The 24,741-nt window shown below is 32.4% G+C and carries 20 protein-coding genes and 1 riboswitch; of the genes, 4 read left to right on the forward strand and 16 right to left on the reverse strand.

Annotation, left to right across the window (positions count from 1 at the left end; translation table 11 throughout):
• Window positions 1–25: 25 nt before the first annotated feature.
• Together J2Z44_RS15345 and J2Z44_RS15350 are read right to left on the reverse strand one after the other, a co-directional pair.
• On the reverse strand, window positions 26–1,054 hold the full coding sequence (locus J2Z44_RS15345; protein ID WP_209649775.1) for a pyruvate kinase: 1,029 nt from the start codon (window positions 1,052–1,054) through the stop codon (window positions 26–28).
• Window positions 1,055–1,279: 225 nt separating this feature from the next.
• Entirely contained in the window at window positions 1,280–1,723 is a 444-nt protein-coding gene (locus J2Z44_RS15350) for a MarR family winged helix-turn-helix transcriptional regulator (protein WP_021283545.1), read from the reverse strand.
• Between the two features lie 348 nt (window positions 1,724–2,071).
• Between J2Z44_RS15350 and J2Z44_RS15355 the strand changes: the two genes are divergently transcribed.
• Entirely contained in the window at window positions 2,072–2,626 is a 555-nt protein-coding gene (locus J2Z44_RS15355) for a flavodoxin family protein (RefSeq protein ID WP_021283546.1), read from the forward strand.
• 132 nt (window positions 2,627–2,758) lie between these two features.
• Here the strand turns inward: J2Z44_RS15355 and J2Z44_RS15360 are convergent, their stop codons facing one another.
• The 11 genes from J2Z44_RS15360 to J2Z44_RS15410 all read right to left on the reverse strand — a co-directional run bounded on the left by J2Z44_RS15360 (window position 2,759) and on the right by J2Z44_RS15410 (window position 15,640).
• Entirely contained in the window at window positions 2,759–4,672 is a 1,914-nt protein-coding gene (locus tag J2Z44_RS15360) for a S8 family peptidase (RefSeq protein WP_021283547.1), read from the reverse strand.
• A 294-nt stretch (window positions 4,673–4,966) separates the two neighbouring features.
• The gene (locus tag J2Z44_RS15365; protein WP_021283548.1) at window positions 4,967–5,224 is read right to left on the reverse strand and encodes an HPr family phosphocarrier protein; all 258 of its coding nucleotides are present in this window, start codon (window positions 5,222–5,224) and stop codon (window positions 4,967–4,969) included.
• Window positions 5,225–5,423: 199 nt separating this feature from the next.
• On the reverse strand, window positions 5,424–7,127 hold the full coding sequence (gene ptsP / locus J2Z44_RS15370) for a phosphoenolpyruvate--protein phosphotransferase (protein WP_209649777.1): 1,704 nt from the start codon (window positions 7,125–7,127) through the stop codon (window positions 5,424–5,426).
• A complete protein-coding gene (gene nagB, locus J2Z44_RS15375; protein ID WP_021283551.1) occupies window positions 7,120–7,848 on the reverse strand; it encodes a glucosamine-6-phosphate deaminase in 729 nt (242 codons plus the stop codon). Before nagB ends, ptsP begins: the two co-directional genes overlap by 8 nt.
• Window positions 7,849–8,233: 385 nt before the next feature.
• Window positions 8,234–9,457 carry an N-acetylglucosamine-6-phosphate deacetylase gene (nagA, locus tag J2Z44_RS15380; RefSeq protein ID WP_209649778.1) on the reverse strand — a complete coding sequence of 408 codons (1,224 nt, stop codon included), beginning with the start codon at window positions 9,455–9,457 and terminating at the stop codon, window positions 8,234–8,236.
• A gap of 263 nt (window positions 9,458–9,720) precedes the next feature.
• Entirely contained in the window at window positions 9,721–10,809 is a 1,089-nt protein-coding gene (locus J2Z44_RS15385; protein ID WP_021281894.1) for a DUF871 domain-containing protein, read from the reverse strand.
• Window positions 10,810–10,909: 100 nt separating this feature from the next.
• Complete coding sequence (locus tag J2Z44_RS15390; RefSeq protein ID WP_209649780.1) at window positions 10,910–11,830, reverse strand: N-acetylglucosamine kinase; 921 nt, start codon at window positions 11,828–11,830, stop codon at window positions 10,910–10,912.
• A 277-nt stretch (window positions 11,831–12,107) separates the two neighbouring features.
• Entirely contained in the window at window positions 12,108–13,400 is a 1,293-nt protein-coding gene (locus J2Z44_RS15395) for a PTS sugar transporter subunit IIC (protein ID WP_021281891.1), read from the reverse strand.
• A gap of 48 nt (window positions 13,401–13,448) precedes the next feature.
• A complete protein-coding gene (locus J2Z44_RS15400) occupies window positions 13,449–13,760 on the reverse strand; it encodes a PTS sugar transporter subunit IIB (RefSeq protein WP_209649782.1) in 312 nt (103 codons plus the stop codon).
• Between the two features lie 313 nt (window positions 13,761–14,073).
• A complete protein-coding gene (locus tag J2Z44_RS15405) occupies window positions 14,074–14,385 on the reverse strand; it encodes a PTS lactose/cellobiose transporter subunit IIA (RefSeq protein WP_031270962.1) in 312 nt (103 codons plus the stop codon).
• A gap of 361 nt (window positions 14,386–14,746) precedes the next feature.
• The gene (locus J2Z44_RS15410) at window positions 14,747–15,640 is read right to left on the reverse strand and encodes a cation diffusion facilitator family transporter (RefSeq protein WP_209649784.1); all 894 of its coding nucleotides are present in this window, start codon (window positions 15,638–15,640) and stop codon (window positions 14,747–14,749) included.
• A gap of 563 nt (window positions 15,641–16,203) precedes the next feature.
• Window positions 16,204–16,365, forward strand: a riboswitch (M-box (ykoK) riboswitch).
• Window positions 16,366–16,773: 408 nt separating this feature from the next.
• Here J2Z44_RS15410 and mgtE point away from each other — a divergent pair.
• Entirely contained in the window at window positions 16,774–18,111 is a 1,338-nt protein-coding gene (mgtE, locus tag J2Z44_RS15415) for a magnesium transporter (protein ID WP_021281885.1), read from the forward strand.
• 237 nt (window positions 18,112–18,348) lie between these two features.
• Here mgtE and ftsH read toward each other — a convergent pair whose 3' ends face one another.
• Both ftsH and J2Z44_RS15425 read right to left on the reverse strand, forming a co-directional pair.
• Window positions 18,349–20,166 carry an ATP-dependent zinc metalloprotease FtsH gene (ftsH, locus tag J2Z44_RS15420; RefSeq protein ID WP_209649786.1) on the reverse strand — a complete coding sequence of 606 codons (1,818 nt, stop codon included), beginning with the start codon at window positions 20,164–20,166 and terminating at the stop codon, window positions 18,349–18,351.
• Window positions 20,167–20,285: 119 nt separating this feature from the next.
• Window positions 20,286–21,593, reverse strand: a complete 1,308-nt coding sequence (locus tag J2Z44_RS15425; RefSeq protein WP_021281882.1) for a methyl-accepting chemotaxis protein — start codon at window positions 21,591–21,593, stop codon at window positions 20,286–20,288.
• A 341-nt stretch (window positions 21,594–21,934) separates the two neighbouring features.
• Here J2Z44_RS15425 and J2Z44_RS15430 point away from each other — a divergent pair, with 341 nt between their 5' ends.
• Window positions 21,935–22,474, forward strand: a complete 540-nt coding sequence (locus J2Z44_RS15430; protein WP_209649788.1) for a TetR/AcrR family transcriptional regulator — start codon at window positions 21,935–21,937, stop codon at window positions 22,472–22,474.
• Window positions 22,475–22,508: 34 nt separating this feature from the next.
• Window positions 22,509–23,957: a cardiolipin synthase gene (cls, locus tag J2Z44_RS15435; protein ID WP_021281880.1), complete on the forward strand. Its 1,449-nt coding sequence runs from the start codon at window positions 22,509–22,511 to the stop codon at window positions 23,955–23,957.
• Window positions 23,958–24,152: 195 nt separating this feature from the next.
• Here cls and J2Z44_RS15440 read toward each other — a convergent pair whose 3' ends face one another.
• Window positions 24,153–24,539 carry a VOC family protein gene (locus J2Z44_RS15440; protein ID WP_021281879.1) on the reverse strand — a complete coding sequence of 129 codons (387 nt, stop codon included), beginning with the start codon at window positions 24,537–24,539 and terminating at the stop codon, window positions 24,153–24,155.
• Between the last annotated feature and the right edge of the window lie 202 nt (window positions 24,540–24,741).

Below are 24,741 nucleotides of genomic sequence, written 5' to 3' on the forward strand. Positions count from 1 at the left end.
TTTCAATTTTAGTAAGGGTTACAAATTATTCAGCATATCTGTCTATTAAGCTTTTCATGGTTTTTAAGGTTAAAAGTGGATAACGTCCTATACTAACTTCACCAGAAAGCATGAACCCTGAAACTTTTCCATTGATGAAATTATAAATGTCGTTAACTTCCGTTATGGTTGGTATCATATTTCTTTTCATGGATTCTAAAATATAAGTTGCTATTATAAAGTCCTTATCAGACTTTCTCATTATTTTCATTAACTTATCTTGTACTAGGGGTATGTCTATGGTTTCAACTTCAGCAAAAAGATCTCCTCGTCCAAGCATAATACCATCTGATTTTTCAAGTATTTCAGTAAAATTTTTAACTCCATCATTACACTCAATCTTAGCCCAAAGCTTTGGCATATGAAACTGTTTATTTTTCTCAACAAGTCTTTCAGTATAATTTCTTAGTTCAATCATATCTCTTGCTTTAGTCACATAAGAAAGACAAATTATATCAATTCCATTTTCAAGACCCCATTTTATATCCTTTTTATCTTTATCTGTTAAAGTCATATTTCTTCTATCTATTCCAGGTATGTTAACCCCTTTTTCACCCCTAATTATTCCTCCCCTTTTAACAATTGTTTTAATAAACTCTCTATTGTCCTTTCCCGTACCTACAACTTCAAATTCTACAGTGGCATCTTTCATTAGCACCTTTTTTGTTCCATAAGAGCTTCTGAATTTCCCATTAAAAGCTAAGGGAATCATTACGCAATCTTTGCTATCCTTATTGCTTTTAAAAAATCTCTCAGAACAAAAATACACCTCATCATTTTGGTATACTCTAATTTCATTATTAAAAAGATTGCTAACTCTTATTTTATTTCCCTGTAAGTCTTGTAGACTCTTAATATGACTATATTTTTGTCTTACATAACTTAATTGCGCTTTAATTCTATTATAATCTGCATGAGAGAAATTAAATCTCATGATATCCATTCCCTCATTTGCAAAATCATCAATTAAACTAAAATCCTCAAAGTTTGGTCCCATAGAACATACAATTTTCATTTTTATCTCCTTACTAGCTAAAACCCTGTTTACCTCTTTATCATCATTGTCTCCAAAAATAAATATATATAAATACTTTCTTATATAAGTTTCCTTAGCGAAAGTCTAAATTATTCATGATGAATTTCATTCATGATGAATTTCATTCATCTTCAAAACGCTTTAAGGGAACCAAGATAGATTCCATATGTATGTTAATTGGTAACTTTAGTTATTTAAACATACCTACTCAATATTATTTAATAATTTCTTTAAAGCTTCAAGAGAGATTAAAAACTTTTCTAACTCTTCTTCATTAAATTTTGCGATTTTCCCTTTAAGCCCATTAATAACTAAAGCTTTGTGATTTTCTAAAAAACCATTTCCAGCTTCTGTTAAACTAATATGGATATATCTTCTATCCTTTTTATCGTAAGTTCTTTCAACATAGTTTTTATCAATCAGTTTTTGAATTAACGGAGTCATATTAGTCTTTGACACCATTACAGTCTTAGCAAGTTCAGAAATAGACAAACTTCCCATTTCCTCAAGGGCAAGGAGAATATGAATATGTGATGGACTTAAATCCATTTCCTCACTATACAAATCTTGCTTTACTAACTTCTTTTTTAACAGTGGCATAATTAAAAATAAATTTTCCACTAGCTGTTCATACTTTTCTTGTTCCATTTCTCACACCTGCAATTCTTATATTCTAATGCATTTATCTCTTTATAACTAAGATTACAAAATCATTTAATTTTAACTCCATTACTTACGCCATATGTTAACTTCACTTATGTATTAATTATTGTGCAGTTTTTATTTTATAGTACTGCTAATTCATTATTCCAGTAAAATTTCACTTATAATTTAAAAAGGTTATTGTTTTTTAATCTATTACTTGTATAATAGTTATATAGATATAATAGTTATGTTTATATAACTATATTCCCTTCATAACTAATATAATTCTATTTATATTTACTTTTAAAGTCAACATAATTAACTATATTTTGGAAGGTTGTGTCACTTATAATGAACAAATTAGTAGCCTTTGTAGGAAGTCCAAGAAAAAATGGAAATATCGATACTATTGTACAGGAAGTTATAAAAGGAGCAAAGGAAAATAATATAGAAACCAAAATCTATTATTTAAATGATATGAATATAAGACCTTGCCAAAGCTGTCTTTACTGCAGGGAACATGATAGCTGTCCTTTGAAAGATGACATGCAAATAGTTTATGAAGATCTTAAGACTGCTAACTATTTAATTCTATCTTCCCCTGTTTATATCCATCAAATCTCAGGATTATTAAAAAACTTGCTAGATAGATTTTATCCTCTTACAAATAAAAAACATAAACCTAGGTTTGGTATAAAAAAAGCAATATTTATTTACTCTCAGGCAGCACCTATCCCTCTTATATTTAATTGGTACTTTAGGTATACTGAAAAATCCCTTAAGGCCATGGGCATAGTACCTATTAAAAGAATAAAATTAATGGGAGCTTTTACAAAAGACTCTATTAAAGGTAAACCTCAAATATTAAATAAAGCTTATAAAGTTGGTAAATCACTTACTAATTAATTTACACATAACTCTATGTATTTTACTTACTAAACTATTCACACTAAAAGTCGTTTTGGTATATTCAAACCTAAACGACTTTTGTTATACTCCTTAAAATTAGAAAAGGTTATCTCATTTTCATACTAACTATCACTTTAAATCATCTTTTCTCATATTTTTATAAATTTCTTGGGGTATGTTTATATATAAACATTGCAAAGCTTTATCTCTATCATTACATTGGCAATTACAGTTCTTATTTTCTGTACTACTTCTTGATAGTACTTCAAATAAGGTCTTAAAATCCAATCTTCCGAAGCCACATGCTTCATTGGGGTATATTTTTTTATTATCTTTAATTGTTGACGAAATTAATATAGTCTTTAATCTTGACGCATACAGGTGGGGCAGGTTTCCTTCTACAATTCCCCACTGATATATTAATGCTATTGCCCCAGCAAGTATAGCTCCAGCCATTGCCTCCCCAGTACCTAATACTAGCGAATTGTTTATTCCAACAGTTAGAAGATTTACTCCTTCAGTGGTGAGTACTGGTTCAATCTTACCATTACGAGGAAATCCTCTTCCTGAATCCTCAACAACTTCATTAGTAAATTGATTATAATAAGAAGTGGATATTACATTCATTGCAGAACAAGGAGTTAACAAAGTGGTATTAGGGTTTGGGCTTAGAAATCTGGTATCTCCTTTTAGTAAGTTAGATTGTGGTAGCCAAGCATCATATAAACCACTAGCAATACTTTCCCCATAAAGATCTACATTCCAAATTCCTTCAGTGATATTCTTAATAAGCATATTTATGCTATTAAAACCTGTTGAACTTTCTCCTACCAAATATTCAATGCTAATATTATTTTCCTCTAAGGTTAAAAACTTATTTTTTTCCTTTGCTGTGGGCTTAGGAATTCTTTTTATTGAATTTCCCTGTGGATTGGTTAAGCCAATATTTATTATATCTGGTCTTCTCGTATAAATTGATACAATTAAGGATTTCTGAAGCGGGTCTACCTTTATAGGAATGTGCTCTATATCTCCAGTAGCTCTTACTAGTCCACTGGCATGAGTCCTTCCACTTCCTTGATTTCCTGTGTTTGTAACAATTGAAAAGGTCCTCCTCTGTGTTAAATTATCAATATACCGTTCTAACAAAGTAATGCCATCACGACCACCAAAATTAGTTCCCAGTGGCAAATATACCACCATAGGCTTTTTAAGCTTTTCTTGTAAATCTGAAAGATATCTAATAGCTGAAGCAACACTAATTGTCTCGTACACATTTTCATTGGGCTCCTCCATATGTGCAACTTCAAAGGTAGTCTTTTGAGCTTTAGCAAGCTTTACAATAGCAAACTCACAGTTTGGTGCTATACTTTTAAACTTGTCATCATTCCCTAAATTCCTTCCCCCTATAATTCCAGCAATAGCCGTTCCATGTCCATTTTCATCTTTATGAGCTACTACTTCATAAGGTGACCCTCCTATAGCTTTACCTTTTATTGCATTTGTTATATCTTCTTTACTATACTCTGTTCCATAAGGAAAAAACTTAGGAATTGGGCCCTTCTCTATGGTCTGATCCCATATATTAATAATTCGACTCTCTCCTAGCGTATCTGTAAACCTTGGATTTAAATAATCTATTCCAGTACCAATAATACCAACTATCACCCCTTCTCCATTTAACGGCATATTATGATTGTAAAACATAAACTCTTTATTTATATCATCATCTATGCTAAGGTCTGAAAGACAATATAATGCACTAGGTTGTACATTTGTTATTTCAGGAACCATATCAATTAAAGTATTAAGCATTCCCTTTTTAACAACTAAAATTGCAAAAAACTTATCTGTAACGTAAACTCCGCCAAAATCTATCTTTGAAAATGCAGCTCCTATATCTCCATAAAACTCTATAAAATAGGTTTCATAATTTCCCTCAGCATAAAGTTTTTTAATTTCTTCATTGGTTAGTCCATGATGTCTTTTATTCCATAATTCTTGTGATGCATCGGTTAAACAATTGAATTCACTTTCAATCATGCTCCTCAATCCCCTTATCACTTCCTCTACTGTCATTATATTAATTTTTTAACAAAAGATTCTTGTCGCTTCAACAAAAAAGAACTACATTTAGTTGTAGTTCTTTTCCTGCTTTTAGTTCCTCAAAACTTAAAATTTAAGATTAATCCACAAATACAGATAAGTATCTTTTCTATATTGATTGTGTATTATGAGAGTTGCCTTCCCATCAAAGTAACCAGGCTACTTTTTCTTATTATCTATAAGCAAAAAGTGTTTCAATTAGTTCTATTGTGAAGGCTATTTTTATGTGAATTACTCGACTATTTCAATTAATTTTACTACTGCTTCTACTGCCTCTATTTCATCTTCCCCTTCAGCTTGAACTATAACCACATCCCCACACATGGCTCCAAGGCTTAAAACCCCTAAAAGGCTTTTCATATTAACTTCTCTTTCACCTTTTTTTATGACCATGTTGCTTTTAAACTTATTCCCTTCAGCCACAACCTTTGCAGCTGGTCTTGCATGAAGACCAATTTTATTTTTAACTATAGCTTGTTTTTCAAACATAATATACCCCCGTTCTTATTGTATTATGGTTTCTAAAAATAACAACTGAAAATAGACAACCATGCTGAGTTATTTATTTTGTGAAAATGTCTAAATTATATAAAACTTTAACAAAGTAAGTTTATCTTTTAATTGCTCTTAATTGTTATTTTTGTTTTTTCTACTTAAACTATGAAAATTAAAATTTTCTCTTACATAGCTATTTCTGCTTTTTTAGACACTCTTCAATTTCCTCTGGGCTAGACAAGTTTAAAACCTTCTCTACTATAATTTTGCAATGTTCATAATTTGAATTTCTGATTAAGTCTTTAACTTTGGGTATGGACCCAGCACTCATACTAAGTTCATCTATACCCATACCTATTAATATTTGTACAGCCCTTAAGTCTGAAGCCATTTCTCCACAGATTCCAACCCACTTGCCTTCCTTATGAGCATTATTAATTACTAATTTTACAAGCCTTAAAATTGCTGGATGAAGTGGATTATAAAGGTAGGACACATCTTCATTCATTCTATCTACAGCTATGGTATACTGAATCAAATCATTAGTTCCAATGCTAAAAAAGTCTACTTCTTTAGCCAATAAATCGGAAATTATTGCTGCTGAAGGAATTTCAATCATTATTCCTATTTCAATACTTTCCCTGTAACCTATCCCTTGTTGACTAAGTTCCTGTTTAACTTCACGTAGAAGCTTTTTAACTTCTACTATCTCTTCAACACCTGAAACCATAGGAAACATTATTTTTAGATTACCATAAACAGAAGCTCTTAAAAGTGCCCTTAACTGAGTTTTAAATATATGCTTTTCCTTAAGGCATAACCTTAAAGCCCTGCATCCAAGAAAAGGATTTAACTCCTCTGTTAAAGGAAGATAATTAAGTTTCTTGTCCCCACCAATATCCAAGGTTCTTATAATAACTCCTTTACCCCTCATATTTTCCAAAACCTCTTTATAGGAATTAAACTGTTCCTCTTCACTTGGTAGTTTATCTTTATCCATATAAAGAAATTCTGTTCTAAAAAGCCCTATGCCTTGTGCCCCCTGCATTAAAGCAAGCCTTGCATCTTCAGGGCTTCCAATATTCCCAGCTAGTTCTATCCCTTTACCATCTAAAGTTATAGCTGGTTCATTAACTAAAGCCATAAGCTGGTTTTTTTCTTCTTGTTGACTTTGTTGAAAGTTTTTAAACTTTAGTAAAGTTTCTTCCTGTGGATTAATTATTATCTCCCCATCATCCCCATTGAGTATAATCAAATCGCCTTGTTTAATTTCCTCCATATAAGTTCCTAAACCAACTACTGCTGGAATACCTAGAGTTCTAGCCATAATTGCAGAGTGAGAGGTTCTTCCTCCAATCCCTGTAACAAAACCTAAAACCTTTTCCTTATTTAGTTGTGCTGTATCTGAAGGAGTTAAATCCTTTTTTACAATTATGCTTTGATCTTTTATGTCTCCTACAGCTAAGGTTTTAACTCCTAAAAGAAGGTTCATTAGCCTTCCTCCCACATCCTTAACATCCCCTGCTCTCTCCATCATATATTCAATACCCATATCTTCAAATACGGAAACAAACATAGTAATGGTTTCTTCCAATGCAAACTCTGAATTAACTCCTTCAGAATTAATCTTCATCTCAACTGTTCCAAGAAACTCTGGATCTTGAAGAATTAAAAGATGAGCTTCAAATATTTCTGTCTCCTCAGCTCCAAGGGTTTTACTTGCAACTTCTATTATATTTTTAATTTCTTCCTCAGCCTTTTTTACGCACCGTCTAAATCTTTCTATTTCAAAAGCTTTATCTTCAATCCTTTTCTTCTCAACTTTAAGCGCATGCTCACTTACTATAAAGGCTTTTCCAATGGCTATTCCACCAGATGCCCCAATGCCCTTAATCAAATTTATCACCTGCTTCCTTATCCACGATTAAAGTCACATCAGGATGAAGCTGTAAAATTGAGGCTGGTAGCTCTGGAGTTATTGGTCCATTTATCATTCTTTCAATAACCTGAGCTTTCTCACTTCCTGCTGCAAGAAGAAGAATTTTTTTTGAATGCATTATAGTTTTTATCCCCATGCTAATAGCACTTCTTGGAACTTCTTCTATGGAGCTAAAAAACCTTGAGTTTGCTTCTATAGTTTCCTCATCAAGGTTCACTAGGTGAGTTATTGCTTCAAATTTCACATCTGGCTCATTAAAACCAATATGACCATTTATTCCTATGCCAAGCAGCTGCATATGAATTCCTCCAGCTTTTCGAATTTTATCTTCATAGGCTCTGCATTCTTCATCAATGTCTTTGGCTGTTCCATCTGGAATATTCACATTTTCTAAATCTATATCAATATGTTTAAATAAATTTTCCATCATATAATAATGATAACTTTGAAGGTTTCTTTTATCTAAACCATAGTATTCATCTAAGTTGAAGGTTTTTACTTCCTTGAAGCTAAATTTTCCTTGTTTATATAAGTTCACAAGCTCCTTATAAAAACCCATGGGGGTTCCACCTGTAGCAAGGCCTAGGACACTATCTGGCTTTAATATTATTTGGCTTGCCATCATATCTGCAGCAGTTTTACTCATTTCCTTATAATCTTCAGCTACTATAATTCTCATTTTTCATACCACCTGTCTTCTTCATTGATATTTCACTAAAAGTCCCTATATAAGGCATTTTCAAAAAATAAATAAGTCAGTATGTTTGTCTATTTTTAGTTATACTGCGTCAACAGAACCCTTAGATAGCGCTACTATCTGCGGAACCTGTTTCCTTGCCGCACAAGCTTGCTTGTGAACATAAGCCTGCTTATGAACTAAAAATATCCTTCACATCTTTGACTTGTTATTTATTTTCAAATGCCTAATGGAATAAAGAAAATGAATGTATACATTTTCCACATAGGGTTCCATGATGGAATTTCAACTTAATTATCTTCACAACCCCTTAGATGAACCAAGTTAGGACTCATTCATAAGTTAAATTAACTATGGTTCCATATAATTAGGCTTCTTCAAATTGAAGTACCTGTCCTCCAACTATTGTTTTATTTACTTGAAAACCCTCATCAAAAATTATAATATCGCTATGTTTTCCTACTTCTAAACTGCCTTTATACTTATCTAGTCCAATAACTCTAGCAGGATTTAAAGCCGCCATATTAACTGCTTCATATATTTCAATGTTACTGTGTTTATAAAAATTTTTAACTGCTTCATTCAAGGTGAGAATGCTACCTGCTAAAGTACCATCATTAAGTCTAGCAGAGCCTTCTTTAACTAAAACTTCCTGACCGCCAAGGTCATATATTCCTTCTTTCATGCATCCTGCTCTCATAGAATCAGTAATAAGTACCAATTTATCAGTTCCTTTAACTTTATTTAAAACTTCATAAATCCCTGGGTGCACATGAACGGTATCTGCAATAAGTTCACAGGTTATATTGCTTTTAAAAACTGCTCCAACAACTCCAGGTTCTCTATGATTTAGTGGTGTCATAGCATTAAAAACATGGGTGGAGTGACTTATTCCCATTTTAATGCTTTCCATTGCTTCTTCGAAGGTAGCATTACTATGTCCCATGGAAAGCACAATTTCTTTATGATTTTTCATTTTACTAAGAAAGTTATGATTTTCATCCTTTTCTGGGGCAATGGTGATGATTTTTATAATATCTACATAATCTTTTATAAACTGAAAATCTGGTGCTATAATGTGCTCTGGATTTTGCGCTCCCTTATACTTTTTATTTATAAAAGGGCCTTCCATATGACAACCTAGCACTGCCGCTCCTTCTAACTTGGATTCCATGGCTATTCTTATGACCTTAAAAGCATTATAAATATGCTCCTTATCCATAGTCATAGTAGTTGGTAAAAATCCTGTAACCCCATTCTTAGCTATAGTCTTACTAATAACTTTAAGAGCCTCTAAATCCCCATCCATGGTGTCTTTACCACCTGAACCATGAATATGAATATCAATAAATCCTGGTCCAACATATTGTCCCTTTGCATCTATAATCTCTAGCTCCTCATATTGGCATGGTCTATGGTTATAACTCTCACCTTCCGCTAAAGAGCTAATGCCTTTAGAGCTGTTACTGTTAGAGTAATTAATCAATTCATCTTCATCAATTATGGCTACTATTTCTTTATCAAAAATTATAGCCATATTTTTAAGAACTTCTTTTTCAGTTATAATTTTTCCATTTATTATTGCTTTCATAAAATCACCTTTAGCCTTTACTTTAATATCATGAGGGAAAATATTTATAGTAACCCAAATCAAGAGATTACCTTATGCTCATACTACTTTCTTTCCTAAAGCCTTTTCATGATAACCTCAATATATTTTCACAGTAAAAGCTTTTATTTCCCCCAATTTACAAACCTATTTTTATAAGTTTCCTTATACTAATTTTACCATATTACTCTATATAGCTTATGTGTTTTACTACAAAATTATGGTTATATTATTAACTGAAAATATTAGTCTCTTTGAGCAAAGCTAAACTTTTCCCAGGGATCTACAAAATCTAAAAGAAATAACTCCTCTTTTATTATACTTCCTACCACATTAGTTTTGCCTGAGTTTTCCATATCCTTTAATGCTATTTGAAGCTCTCCAGCATAATGGCCGTATAAGTTAGTATCAATAAGTATGTCTCCTTTTTTTATAGGTGGACAGTTAAAAGGAATGAATTCATGCCCCTTATATTTAACTCTGCTTTGAGTTGACCTTATCATATACTCAGATACATCTCCTCTATTAAAATGAAACTCTTCTAGCACTATTTTCCTCTCAATTTCTGGAATGTTATCCACAAGGTCTACTTCAAAGGTCAACAAGTTGGGATTTAAATTACCTAAAGACCTTAGTTCCTCTTCTGTTGGGAAACAGTTAGCTATTATCACATCATCAATTAAGTTTGTGGCAAATAAATGTTTAGCTTGAACAGTTATAGGAAGATCTCTATGCTGTTCTAGGGTACATAGCCCTTCATTTACTGGCCACGGTCCAAAATCTCCATTATTTGAAGAAACAAAGGCTGCAGTTCTAATATTAAATTCTTTAAATTGTTTGCTACACTTTATAAAGTGTTCATAGCTAAGACCTGAGTATCTGTGAGGATAAAAGTTATGACACCCTAAAAGATTTTCTGTGTTTGGTTTATAACTCATTATGTTTTCTAAGTACCTTGTGCCATTGCTCATATTTATTTCTATTTTTAAATCATAAGGGTTAAAAGTCATTATGGACTCTTCGATACCACTAAAACCTAAGTCTAGTCTAATACCAAACACATGAAGATCCTTGAAAAAGCTTAAATCCTTGTAGCTTACCCCTAGATGAGAAAAAACCTCTGGGTTAACATCGGCAATAACCTCCATACCTAGTTTATTGGCTTCCTTAATGATTTCCTTAAAATCTTTAAGAATCTTTTCTTTATTTCCCTGTACTGATAACAAACAGGTAAACACCCTCGTGAACCCATACTTATGTGCTTGTTTTAAGTAAGCTAAATTTTCTTCTAAGCTACATTTTTCAGGGTATATGGAAACTCCTAACTTTCTCATGCAACTACCTCCAATACTATGTGGAACCTACATTAACTTTTAAATAACCCCTTACTCTACCTTGGTCCCTTAAGGCTTTTACAGCAACAATGTAGTATATTTATACTGTCAAATTCACTAACTCCTTCAATGCCATATAATATGAACCTAAGGTTGGGGATACCTCTTCATTAACTATTGTAAACTCACCTATTCTTTCTTTTAGAGTATTTTCAAATTCCTCTCTTACCATAGAAACCTTTGTTAAAATGCTCCCTTTAATTCCAATGGCTACATGCCCTTTGAAATCAAGGCTTTCATACACAATTAAAGTGGTTTTAGCTAATTCTCTACCGCCTCTTTTAAGTATCTCAATAGCCTCACTATCTCCCTGTTGTGCCAAGCTAACTACCACTGGCACCAAGGCTGCGATTTCTCTTTTCGTTTGATTATAGACAAAATTTATTATGTCCTTTCTATTATCCACCCTCATTGCTCTTAACAATTCCTTTGAAAGATTACTTACTTTTTTATCCATATCCTCATCTAAAGCCATAAGTTTTAAGGCTTCTATAGCAATAAAATAGCCACTGCCTTCATCTCCAAGAAGATGCCCCCATCCTCCTGCAGTTTTTATTTTTCCTTGACTTACTCCATAACTTATAGAGCCTGTTCCTGAAATGGTGAGAATTCCATCTTCTCCTTTTAATAAAGCAGCAATTGCTATTACTGCATCATTAACTACCTTAACTTTTACTCCATATTTATCACTTAAAGCCCTTGTAACAAAACTATTAACTTCTTCGCTTTCTCCTCCAGCTATCCCTAAATATATTGCCAAACAATTATTGTTTTCTAGAGAGTTAGCAATCTTTAAGTTACATTCATCAATGGCAGTAATTATATTTTTAATTGCTTCGTTTTTATCCATAAGAACATTGCTAAACCCAGTTAATGCTCTGCATAGCTGCTGACCCTCTAAGGTATAAGCTATAGCTTCTGTTTTTGTGCCTCCACCATCTATGCCTATAATATAACTCATTGAAATCACCTGCCTTATTATAAATAGTATTGTTTAAGTTTTTCCTAGTTCACCTTTTTAAAAATTTAATAGCATAATATACTCTCCCAAAGCTCTAATAAATAAAGATTTTTAAGTCAAGCTGAGTATGTGCTTCAAATCTATTCTAAGTATATTTTTTCTTTTTATTGTTTTGGTAAAAAACTCTAACAGTTTCCCGTTAGAGTTTTTGTTTTATCATGATTTATGAAGCCTTAGTTATATACTGGATTTACAGCTTTCACAAACATTATCTACTCTATGCATTAAGAGAATTTGAGTTGTTTTTAAACTCTAGTTCTTTAGCATGCTTTTCAGCCACCATTACAAATGGCATATAGAATAAAATACCTATGCAAATGTTTACTAATTGAAGTGCTATACCCCAAACTGAACCAGTTGCTAAGAATCCACTTATAATTGGTGGCATTGTCCAGTGAACTATAGCTATAGTTTTGGGAACAAGACCTATATACATTGCACCATAACTTACAATTGTTAGCACTACAGGTAAGAAAATAAATGGAATAACATAAATTGGGTTTAATACTAAAGGCATACCAAATAGTACTGGTTCGTTAATATTAAAGGCTGCAGGAGCTATTCCAAGCTTTGCCTTTGCTTTATTGTCTTCTCTCTTTCCTACTATAAGAATAGCTATTAAAAGACAAATTGAACTCCCTGCACCACCCATATATACAAAAGTATCAAAGAAAGAGGAAGTTACTATATTTTGTGCTGCCTGGCCTGCTTGGAAAGCCTTAACGTTAGTTTCCATTAATGGTAAGAATAAAGCAGTTGTAATTGGTAAAAGTATATTTGTTCCATGAAGTCCAAAGAACCACAATAAATGAACTAAGAAAACTACTAATAATGCTACTGGTAAGCTGCTAGCAAGTCCCATTAGGGGCTCTTGAATCAACTTAAATATAAATTGATGTACATCTGGGATTCCAATTAAGTCAAGAACTATTTTAAATATACCAAAAATAGCTAAAACAATTAAAGAAGGAAGTAATGCTGCAAAGGATCTTCCAACTGCTGGTGGAACTCCATCTGGCATTTTTATTACTAACCTCTTATTTCCCATTAACTTAACAAAAAGCTCAGTTGCCACAAGAGAAACAAATAGTGCAACGAATAGTCCCTGTGCTCCAAGGTATCCATAAGGAATAGCCCAATCCTTAGCAGAACCAGCATAAAGCATTAATAGGGAACCAAAAGATACAACGCCTGCTGTAAGTCCATCTTTATCATAAGACTTAGCAAGATTGTAACTTATAGTAAATACTACTAATAAAGACATAATTGCAAAAGTTCCATTCCATAAAGTTCCTCCAAGAGAATTCCACTTTTCTCCGAAGATACCCTTCATGAAGTCTGCCCACCCTGGTATTGGAAAATTGTTAAAAAGTACTGCTAATGAACCCACTAAGATTAAAGGCATAATAGCAACAAACCCATCACGTATAGCCACTAGGTGTCTTTGAGAACCAACTTTACCTGCAAAAGGTACAAAATACTTTTCCAGAAATTCCATGATTCTTTTCATTATAATTCCCCCTATAATAATTTATAAAATCTTTAGCCTAAAGCTAAATCATTCCCCTTTTAAAAGAGTTAAGGCATGTTGTAAAACTTTCTCCCCATTCATTAATCCATAATCCATGCTGTTTATCACATCAACTTTTATCCCCTTTGGTTCATAAGCGCTTTTGTACTTGCCTAGCAGAAATCTAACCTGTGGCCCAAGCAGTAGTACATCCGTATCTTCAATATGGTGTTTTAATTCTGCTTCCGCTACAGCTATTATCTTAGCTTCTATACTAAGTTTCTTAGCTGCTTCATTCATTTTCACCACTAAAAGACTTGTGGACATCCCCGCTCCACATACTAAAGTAATCCTTTTCATCTAATCCCTCCTTCCTTTAAGTTTTGCAGATAACAAATTACAACACTAATCTTATGAGGTTCATTCTAATTGTATTAATCCTTCACAAAATTAAATTCCAACTTGAATACCTTTACCTATAAATATTTAATAGCAATTACTATGCCAAAACACTAAAATAAAATATCTTTTATTTTATTACTCAGCACCCTTGCGAATTTCACTGAATAGTCTTAAAATTCATTTTAGTGTTTTACTTTTTATCTAGTGTTTTGTTTCATTTTTAGTGTTTTATTTTTAAAGCTAGTGTTTCAGTTTCTTTTTTATTAGTGTTTTACTGTTTTGAAATTCTTTCATACATATCAATAAATTCCTGAGCTAAGTCCTTCACAGTTATAGCATTCATTAAATGGTCCTGTGCGTGAACCATGATTAAACTCACCTCTACTACATTTCCTGAAGCCTCATTTTGAATAAGCTTCGTCTGTGATATATGTGCCTTAGCCAACTCCTCATTAGCTTTTCCCAATACTTCTCTTGCCTCTTCAAATTTGTTAACCTTAGCAAGCTGAATTGCCTCCATTGAATAACTTCTGGCATTTCCTCCATTAACAATAATTTGCAGCATTATTTCCTGATAATCCATGTCCATCATCCTCTCCAAAGTGTTTATTAACGCTATTTCTTTCAATCTATATTAATTATTATAGCAATTAACGTGCCAAAACAGAAAATATAATTTGGATTGAACGCTGATATATTTAAAAGAATGAAATAATCAAATTCACCTTTTTAAACCGTGGCACTTATAATTTTCTACATACAATTTATAATTCACTACTCCAAATGTTTCAATATCATTACTTCTAGTATATAGCTTCATTTTTCTGCATAATTAAAAATCAGGTAGATACACATTCCACCTGATTTTTAGTACTTATATTATTTTTTATCCTCTATTGTCCACATGTAGTAAAAGTTATTGATACAACTTTTTGCTAGATTAATTACAAGCTTTCCTTGAGATTTTCTAGTGAATAGTAGGGTTCTAAATGGACAATAACTTGAGCATTTTCACAAACTTCTTTTCTCATCTCATCCTCAATATTGTGCATAAGGCTATGAGACTGTTCAACGGTATTATTTGAGTCAACCTTAATATGAAGGTCTATGAAAATTTCATCGTTTCTTCCTCTGCTTCTAATTCGGTGAATATCCTTCACCTCTGGAAATTTAAGCACTATTTTTTTAATTGTTTCTATGTCTACAACGGCACTATCCACTAAAACTGCACTATTTTCTTTAAATATTTCATAAGCAGCATGAAATATAAATATAGCAACTATTATAGATGCAATTGGGTCAATTACTGCTGGTAATCCAAGTCGTATGCTTAAAAGAGTTATAAGCACTCCAACAGACACATATATATCAGATCTTGTGTGCAAGGAATCTGATATCAATATTGAGCTGTTTAGCTTCTTTCCTTCTCTATATTCAAATACACTTACAAAGGTGTTTACTCCTAAGGTTAAAATTAAAGCTAATATACTTTCCAAAGTTACTTCTGGAGTCCTTGGAGTAAAAAATCTTTGAATTGAGCTAACTAAAACGCTAAATCCAACAAAGGTAAGCATTCCACCAATGAAAAGACCTGCTAAAGTTTCAAATTTCCTATGACCGTAGGGATGGTCCTCATCAATAGGTTTTGCTGCATACCATATACCAATAAGCCCAACTATATTGGAAGACCCATCTGAAAGTGAATGAAAGCCGTCTGCGGAAAGACTTGTGCTTTTTATCATACTACCAATAAGTATTTTTAGTATTGCAACAAAAACATTTGCAAGCAGTATAATCAGCAAAACCTTTTTAACTCTTTCTAAATTATTAGATGACATAACCAGTACCTCTCTTTTTGATTAATAAAATATTGTTTTAAACTATCTATAATATTTATATGCAACTTTGGAAAATACGTTCTCAATTAATAACAAAATATAAATATATTATATCGCATAACTTAGTTGTATCAACACTTAACCCTTAATACTTATTATCAACTGATATTACATTCCTATGAATACTGACACTCATTACCACCCCTATTTTGCTGAATTTATTCTACATTTGAAAATTTCCTAGGATTTTTAGTTAAATTCCATGATTAAATGTATAATAATAAAACTCCTAGGTATTTCATTAACCTAGGAGTTTTACTTCTCTATCAATAACTTCTTATCTTAAATTAAATATTTATGAAAAGATTAAGTATATTGCCTAAAAGGGTTTGCCAGAAGAAAATGTACTATATTGAACAAATCATAATTTGATTCCCTTCTACTACAGCCTTATCGTTAAGTTCATCTGCAATAATATTGTAATTTAATTTTCAAAATAATATACACCATACTTTAAGTATTGACATATCCTATTGTTAAGCTTATCATACAATATGTAATTAAATAAATCTCGGTAGGTGAGGTTACTACAAGGATACGGATTGCTGCCGTAAAAGGATGGAAACATTCTGAACTGGTTAGCAGGTTTTGCCGAACAAAGAAGGCTTAATCTAATGCAATTACATTGCCTTGCAGAGCTAAAACTTGAACGAGAAAGTATTGGAACCAATACCTTCGTTATGTTCAAGTTTAACGGAGGTTTTTTATTTTGAATTTTTGGGGGTGAAAAAGAATGGACTCAGCCGGTAGTAGTTTGGATAGAACGGGACAATTTTATATGGTTAAATGTTACTTTTCAACCAGTGGCAGCCTCTGTTCTTTTTTGCTCTGGAAGCCTATTAGCTAAATTGTTTCTATAATCATATATTACTGTCCACATTTGTTCTTAACTATGAGATTAACCTTATACTGGCCGTAAAATAAAAACTTACATTGCAATGAGGTTTTTATTTTAACTCTTAAATTCTCCTTTTTCCCAAAGCCAGAAGGTGAAGGGCCTAGAGAATTTATTACAGTACAGAATTCTTATATTTAGGTTATCTAAATGTATATTTAAGAGGCGGTGATTAAAAATGAATAAAGTAGAAACTTTAATCCATGTTTTATCAGAGGATAATAAGGAGCTCCTTACAAAATTTCTCTATGATGCTCATCCTATAGATGTTGCTATTTTATTAGATGAATTAGAGGATGAGAACTTAGTAAGGTTTAATTCTTTAGTAACTAGTCAAGATATGGCTAAGTTTTTAGAGCAATCAACTATAGAACTTCAAGTAAGATTAATTAAACTTATTGATTTTCAAGCAATAGTAAATATTTTTTCATTTATGTCAAAGGACGATGTAGCCGATATTCTTGGCGGTGTTCCAATAAAAATGAGAAAAGATCTACTTAAGCTAATGAAAAAAAGTGATACTATAAAGCTAGAGGAACTACTAGGTTATGCTGAAGATAGTGCTGGTGGTATTATGACAACAGAATATATAGCACTTCGAAGAGATTTAACCACCTCAGAAGCTTTAAGTAAAATTAAAAATATAGGTCCCAAAACAGAAATAATTGAAACAATCTTTATAATAAATGATAAAAAAGAATTAGTTGGAACTGTTGATTTAAGAGATATTTTGATTTCCCCTGAAGATAAACTACTTCAAGATATAATGAGAGAAAATATTATTTATGTATATCCTGATTTAGATCAAGAACACGTTGCTTTGCTTGTTTCAAAGTATGATTTAAAGGCTATTCCTGTTGTAAATCACAGAAAAAGCCTTTTAGGAATTATTACAGTAGATGATATCATTGATGTTATTGTTGAGGAACAAACAGAGGATATGCTACATTTAAGTGGTGTTAGTAAAGAAGAAAGAGTAGATAGTTCTCTTTTAACTTCCGTAAGAAAAAGGCTTCCTTGGTTATTTATAAACTTGATTACTGCCTTTTTAGCTTCTTTTACAGTAGGCTTATTTGAAGATGTTATAGCTCAGGTGGTAGCACTAGCTGCTGCTATGCCTATTGTTGCAGGAATGGGAGGAAATGCTGGCACTCAATCCTTATCCGTAGTTATTAGAAGCATTGCTCTAGGTGAAGTTGATTTAAAAAACAACTGGAGACTCATCTTTAAAGAAGTTTTTCTTGGTATGATAAATGGAGCAGCTACTGGGTTAGTAACTGGATTTATCTTATATTTAAAATATGGCAACCCATACCTTGCTCTTATTATTTTCATTGCTATGATTGGAAATTTGGTTATAGCAGGATTTTTTGGCTTTTTAATCCCTCTTGTTTTAAAAGTTCTAGGTATAGATCCTGCATTAGCTTCTTCTATATTTTTAACCACAGCTACAGATGTGTGTGGATTCTTTCTTTTTCTTGGACTCGCTAAAAGTTTCTTGAACTTTTTAATATAAAGCATAAAACTCCTAGGATATTCTATTAATACCCTAGGAGTTTATTTTTTACTGGCTTCATAATACAAACTTATTTTATTCAATATATATAAATAATCATGAGTAAAACTCATCCTCAAAAGCCTTAACGGGAATTAGCATAGATTTACTATATAAGTTGAATCTTCACTTTAGTTCCCTATATTAATAACTTTATATTCTAACCTAAGAAGCTTTCCTACAGTTCTCTTTGACTTATTAAGCTAATATAGTCATAAACTCTTCGCCCGTAATAGTCTCCTTTTCAAGAAGATATTTTGCTAAATCATGGAGTTTTTCTTTATTTTCCTCCAATATGCTAGTAGCTCTTTCATGGCAAGCTTTAATAATATGAAGAACTTCTTCATCAATTTTAGATGCAGTTTCAGCAGACACTATTAAGGAAGCATCTCCGCCTAAGTATTGATTATTTACAGTTTCTAAAGCCATCATACCAAATTTTTCACTCATACCAAATCTAGTTACCATAGCTCTGGCAATTTTTGTTGCTTGCTCAATATCATTAGATGCCCCAGAAGTTATGGTGTTAAACACAATTTCTTCTGCAGCACGACCACCCATATAGGTCGCAATTTTATCTAGGGCCTGTTCCTTTGTCATTAGAACTTTTTCCCCTTCTTCCACCTGCATAGTATAACCCAAAGCACCAGAGGTTCTTGGAATTATAGTTATTTTATGAACCGGTGCAGAGTGATTTTGCTTTGCAGCAACCAAGGCATGGCCAATTTCATGATAAGCTATAGTTAATTTATCCTTCATAGAAATTACTGCATTCTTTCTTTGATATCCTGCAATTACAACTTCTACAGCTTCCTCTAAATCACTTTGAACAATATATCTACGTCCAAATTTTACTGCACGAAGAGCACCTTCGTTGATAATATTAGCTAAATCTGCTCCTGAAGCTCCTGAGGTAGCTCTTGCAATAGCGTTAAAGTCTATATCTTCTGCAAGCTTAACCTTTTTTCCATGAACTTTTAAAATGTCCTCTCTTCCTCTTAAATCAGGTAATTCCACTGGAACTCTTCTATCAAATCTACCTGGTCTTAATAAGGCCTTATCAAGGGTTTCTGGTCTGTTTGTAGCTGCTAAAATTACAACTCCTTTATCAGCATCGAAGCCATCCATCTCAGTTAAAAGCTGGTTTAAAGTCTGCTCTCTTTCATCATTACCACCTAAACCACCAGAGTTTCTACTTTTACCTATGGTATCTATCTCATCAATGAACACAATACAAGGTGATTTCTCCTGTGCTTGCTTAAATAAATCTCTAACCCTAGCAGCACCCATACCAACAAACATCTCTACAAACTCTGAACCAGAAATTGAAAAGAAAGGAACTTTTGATTCTCCTGCTACTGCCTTTGCAAGAAGAGTCTTACCTGTTCCAGGAGGCCCTACTAATAGTGCTCCCTTTGGAACTTTTGCTCCAATTTCCTTATACTTTTGAGGATTATGAAGAAAGTCAACAATTTCTTGTAAAGCTTCCTTAGCTTCATCTTGTCCTGCTACGTCTGCAAAGGTTTTTCCTGTTTGAGCTTCCACATAAACCTTAACATTACTTTTTCCAAATGTCATTGCATTTCCCATGCCACCCATCTTACCTTGTATTTTCCCAATAAACCTTTGACCGAGAAATGTAAATATCACCATAGGAAGTATCCAGTATATGAGGAAATCTACCAACGGAGAGTTTTCCTTTGGTATAATTCTCTCAAAGGTTACATTAGCACTATATAAACGGTTAACTAGTTCTGGGTCCTCTAAACGGCCGGTTATATATAGTCCCTCTTTTCCTTCTTCATTTAAAGCACTAAAACCTATTTGATTATCTTGTATTTCTACCTTTTTAACCTGTCCACTTTCAATTTGTTTTAAAAATGTACCATAATCTACTGGACTAATTTCTTTCTTTAAAATCATTGGCAACAAAAATGTGTTTGCAAGCATCATAATCACTATAACTACAGCGTAGTAATATATTAATGGTTTTTTTGAATTCTTTTGTATTTTCACTAATCATTCTCCTTTTTTAATAGTAGTTTTCACTTCATCTTTACAACAGTCCAATGCTAAATCTCAACTTCATTTAAAACTTATTCTATGATTTAATACTGCAAACCTACTTACCAACTTTATAGCTTATACTTTTTAAGACCCTCGTCCATATTGTGAGCTAGAGTATTTAATTCCTCTGCTGATTTTGACATATCCCTAAAAATATCTAGCTGTGAAGCTACGCTTGCAGATAACTCCTCACTAGCTGCTGCTGTGAGTTCAGATACTTTTGTACTGCTTTCTATAGAAGAAATAGCATCTTTCTTTAGAATCTCCATTTCCCTTATTGCATCATTTGTATGATTAATTTTTTCAATGATAGATTCGATAGATTTAGCTATTTTAGTAAAGGAATCCTCAGTTTTGTCAACAGCTTCTAACTGCTCTTTTGAAACATTTTTCATTGACTTCATAGCATTAATCGCTTCTTGAGAATCCTTTTGGATATTTTGCATTGTGGTTTTAATCTCTTCTGTGGATCTTCTACTTTCCTCAGCAAGCTTTCTAACTTCCTCTGCCACCACAGCAAAGCCTCTTCCTGATTCTCCTGCTCTTGCAGCTTCAATAGCTGCATTAAGGGCTAATAGATTTGTTTGGTCTGCAATATTTTGTATGGAATCCACAAACAGTCCTATACTTCCTAGGGTAACAGTAAGATTTTCTATGGCCTCAAATATTTTTTCAGAAGATAAATTATAATTATCTGATTCTGTTTTTAGTTCCTTAACTGTTTTAAGTCCTTCTTTGTTTAAACTACTTACACTGCTAGCTTCTGTCATCATGTGATGATAACTAGTACTTACAGCATCTATATGTTCAGATAAAGCCTCAATCTTATCTACACTCTTTTGTGTTTCAGCCACTTGATTTGTTACACCTTTAGCAATTTCATCAATGGTACTTGTTAGTACATCAACAGTGTCAGTAGCTTGTCTTACTTTTTCAGACATATCTAAAGAGGATTTAACCATAGATTTTGTAAGTTCATAGCTTCCATGGATAACCTTTCGCATTTCTGAAGTCATTGAATTCATATGGTCTGCAAATTTACCCAAAAACTTTAAATCTTTCTTTTCAATGTTCATAGATAGGTCCCCTGAGCTTACAGCCTTAGCAGCCTGGCTAAAATTTCCAGAAGCTTTCTTAATTACCGTCATAGCTATAATAAATATAAGAAATGCTAAAACCAGATTTGATATAATGCAAAGCACTGCAATAATAAACAAATTCCTTGAGCTTGTAACAGTTTTTAAAATAAGTGCTAATGCAGAACCTTCAACAACAGATGCTATTATTAACAAAAATAAAGTTGCAGTAAAGGTAGCTTTCATTACGCCCATTATATTTTTCTTTTTAACTTTGTCTTGTTGAATTAACTCACTCATTGATATTCCCCCTGTATATTCAATTTTTTAGCATATATTCTATTTTACTCCTGTTCCTACTTATATTCCAATTGTTTGTTTATAATTTCTTCATTTTTTCTTAACCCTCTTTTTTCAAAACACTTATATAAAACACAGCTCTCTTACTATATATTTTATTCCAAAGCTAGCTCTTTCCTAGAAGTAAGTTACAAAGTTGCTTTCTTGACACTATTTTTTATATCTGATACCATTAACATACCGTCTGGACGGTAATTAAATGCTAAATATTATAATAATATATCATAACAACCAACTTTGTTAAAGAGGGAATTTGTTAATTTTTAAAGGAGTGATAACCTATGGATATGACTGTTAAAGAAAGAATTCTTATTGAAGCAAATAAAGTTATTGCAGAAAAGGGGTTAAATCGTTTTACTTTGGAGGAGGTTGCAAAAGAAGCAGGTGTTAGTAAAGGGGGGCTACTCCATTACTACCCAAGCAAAGATAAATTAATAAAAGGTCTTATAGAAAATTATATTGTCACCATAGAGGCTAAGGTTTCTGAAACTGATAATAACCGTTCTAAAGATACCTCACATAATTGGCTAATATCTTTTATTCATGAACAATTCAATCAATGTAAAATTGATTCCACCACCATGTATGGTCTTCTTGCTGCTGTGGCCTCAAATCAAGAACTCTTAGAACCGGTACTTGAAAAACGTAAAGAGTGGTTCGAAAAAATAGGCAAGTCAAAAGACCCTATCTTAAGCATTGTAATTAGCTTTGCCTGCGATGGCATAGCTTTTTCAAATCTATTGGGTTTAGAGGTATTTCCTGAAGATACAAAGGTTAAGATTATGAATAGGCTTATTGAATTGGCAAAGGACTGTTACTAGAATTAATTTCAATATATTCGAGGTGAATTAATAAATGTCATTATTTTTTGGAATTGTATATTTGCTTAACTTTATAACTATACTTACAATACTATTTGTTGAGAGGAAAAAGCAATCTGTTGCCTTTACTTGGATTCTAATAATGACTTTTCTTCCTGTAGTTGGTTTTATTCTTTACCCCTTTATCGGAAGAAATTTAAGACCCAATCAAAAAAAGCTTTTTAAGCTAAAAAGAAAATTCGATATCCTATATAAGGAAAGACTCCAACAGAAAAATTTACTTTCTTCCGAAGACACTATATCTTACCTTAGGGAAAATTCTCATTGCTATGAAGGTATTATATCGATGAATTACAAGGCTGGTAATAGTGTGTACTCTGAGGATAATACTGTTGATATATTTACTAATGGGGTAGATAAGTTCCATTCCTTACTTAATGATATTGAAAATGCTAAAGAAACTATACATATGCTCTACTATATTGTCAATAATGATGACATTGGATGTAAAGTAGTAAGTGCTCTTACTAAAAAAGCTAAAGAAGGTGTAGAAGTTCGTCTGCTTTATGATCATGTAGGCAGTATTCTTACTCCTCAAAAAATGTTTAAGGAGTTAATAAAGGCTGGGGGAAATGTTTGTAGGTTCTTTCCTCTTAGTCTTGGTACCTACACCCGCATAAACTATAGAAACCACCGTAAAATTGTTGTCATTGATGGGAAAATTGGTTATATAGGCGGAATGAATATTGGTGACGAATATTTAGGCCTCCACAAATACTTTACCCCATGGAGAGATACTCACTTAAGAATTACAGGTACCTCAGTTTATGCTATACAAGAGAGATTTCTCATGGATTGGTACTATGCTTCAAATGCTAAAGAAGATACTGATGCAGCTGCTTTAAACAAGTTTTTCCCACCTTTCCAATCCCATGGAAATATTGGTATGCAAGTTCTTTCTAGTGGTCCTGATGTAAGCGGAGAGCAAATTAAACGTGGATACATAAAAATGATTACTTCTGCTAAGGAAAGAATATTTATTCAAACTCCCTATTTCATTCCTGATGAATCCTTTCTGGAAGCACTACAAATTGCTGCTTTATCTGGGGTGGATGTCAGAATAATGTTACCTTCTATTGCAGATCACATCATAGTTCATTATGCTACAAGTTCCTATCTTAACGATATTTTGCCCTATGGCATCAAGGTTTACTTCTATAATGGCTTTCTTCATTCTAAAATGATTGTCATTGATGGAGAAGTGGTCTCTATAGGAACTGCAAATATGGATATTAGAAGCTTTTCTTCTAACTTTGAAGTTAATACATTTATATATAACACTGAATTCTCAAATAAGTGTAATGCTATTTATGAAAATGATATGGCTTCAAGTAAAGAAATCACAAAAGAATCCTATGCTTCAAGAGGCCGTAAAGTTAAAATAAAAGAAGGCTTATGTAGACTTTTATCTCCTCTACTGTAAGATTAAATACTATATTCTTTAAGCTGATTTTATGGCTAATTCAAGATTGTAGCAATAACCAAATGGGGTAGTTTGACAATATATAAAACTTTAGTAATAAATTCACTGTATAATCACAGTGAATGCATAAAAAAATCACTTCTTACAATAAATTATTTACTGTTGAAGTGATTTTTCTATATTTAATTTTCGTTTTCACTGAAGCTCAGCAAAAATTTCATGTATGTTTCCATCTGGATCGGCAAATAATGCTGTTCTTTGATTCCATGGCATATTCTTGGGTGATTGGATGGATGCTGCTCCCATTCCAACTATTTCTTTAAATGACTTGTCTACATCATTTGGATTTTCACATGGAAAAGCGAGTTCAAACCCCTGCCCTAATGGTTCTTTTTCATATTCCTGACTATAATCATACATAACTTCTCTCATACAAATAGCAAATCTTACCCCACTGTTTTCAAACTCAACATAGTTTCCTAGGTCACTTTTTATCTTGAAGCCAAGAACCTCATTGTAAAACTTTTTCATTGTATCTATATCATTTGTCCAAATTGTAATAAGCTTAATTTCTGCTTTCATTATTTTCCTCCTTACTAATTTTATATAATTCTAATCTAATAGTAATCTAAAAAATCATATACAAGCTTAACTTTCTTATAGTAAAATCCTTATCTCTTCATTCTAAATCTCTTAAGCCCCGAAACTATCTTGGACAATTCCTTATACATTCAGTATAATGTATAAAGTGAATGGAGGTAAAGAAATGAAAGGTAGAAGTTAT

The organism is Clostridium punense (assembly GCF_017874425.1).
Classification (GTDB): domain Bacteria; phylum Bacillota; class Clostridia; order Clostridiales; family Clostridiaceae; genus Clostridium_J; species Clostridium_J punense.